Here is a 1385-nt window from a genome sequence, read left to right as displayed (position 1 = left end):
TACGCCTTTCGGCCTCACCTTAGGGGTCGACTCACCCTGCCCCGATTAACGTTGGACAGGAACCCTTGGTCTTCCGGCGAGGAGGCTTTTCACCCCCTTTATCGTTACTTACGTCAGCATTCGCACTTCTGATATCTCCAGCATGCCTCTCGACACACCTTCGCAGACTTACAGAACGCTCCCCTACCACTCACGCTTAGCGTGAATCCGCGGCTTCGGTGCCTGGTTTGAGCCCCGTTACATCTTCCGCGCAGGCCGACTCGACTAGTGAGCTATTACGCTTTCTTTAAATGATGGCTGCTTCTAAGCCAACATCCTAGCTGTCTGAGCCTTCCCACATCGTTTCCCACTTAACCAGAACTTTGGGACCTTAGCCGGCGGTCTGGGTTGTTTCCCTCTTCACGACGGACGTTAGCACCCGCCGTGTGTCTCCCGGATAGTACTTACTGGTATTCGGAGTTTGCATGGGGTTGGTAAGTCGGGATGACCCCCTAGCCCAAACAGTGCTCTACCCCCAGTAGTATTCGTCCGAGGCGCTACCTAAATAGCTTTCGGGGAGAACCAGCTATCTCCGAGTTTGATTGGCCTTTCACCCCCAGCCACAGGTCATCCCCTAACTTTGCAACGTTAGTGGGTTCGGTCCTCCAGTTGATGTTACTCAACCTTCAACCTGCCCATGGCTAGATCACCCGGTTTCGGGTCTACACCTTGCAACTAGACGCCCAGTTAAGACTCGGTTTCCCTACGGCTCCCCTATACGGTTAACCTCGCTACAAAATGTAAGTCGCTGACCCATTATACAAAAGGTACGCAGTCACCCCGAAGGGCTCCCACTGCTTGTACGTACACGGTTTCAGGTTCTATTTCACTCCCCTCACAGGGGTTCTTTTCGCCTTTCCCTCACGGTACTGGTTCACTATCGGTCAGTCAGGAGTATTTAGCCTTGGAGGATGGTCCCCCCATATTCAGACAGGATGTCACGTGTCCCGCCCTACTCGATTTCACATCAAGGTTGTTTTCGTGTACGGGGCTATCACCCTGTATCGCCGGCCTTTCCAGGACCGTTCCACTAACTTCCAAGATGCTTAAGGGCTAATCCCCGTTCGCTCGCCGCTACTGAGGGAATCTCGGTTGATTTCTTTTCCTCGGGGTACTTAGATGTTTCAGTTCTCCCGGTTCGCCTCGCTACGCTATGTATTCACGCAGCGATACCTAGCTTATGCTAAGTGGGTTTCCCCATTCGGAAATCCGTGAGTCGTAATGTCTCTTACCGACTGCTCACGGCTTATCGCAGGTTAGTACGTCCTTCATCGCCTCTGACTGCCAAGGCATCCACCATGTACGCTTAGTCACTTAACCATACAACCCCAAGAAGTGTCGGTGAA

1 rRNA gene is annotated in these 1385 nt (G+C 52.9%); it reads right to left on the bottom strand.

Features of this window, described 5'->3' with window-relative positions:
• Positions 1 to 1359, bottom strand: a 23S ribosomal RNA gene (locus C3418_RS23515); the annotation flags it as partial.
• Positions 1360 to 1385: the final 26 nt, after the last annotated feature.

This window comes from Aeromonas sp. ASNIH8 (assembly GCF_002919855.1).
Classification (GTDB): Bacteria; Pseudomonadota; Gammaproteobacteria; order Enterobacterales; family Aeromonadaceae; genus Aeromonas; species Aeromonas caviae.
Note: the sequence above shows the minus strand (reverse complement) of the source record. Positions and strands in the feature narration are given on the sequence as shown.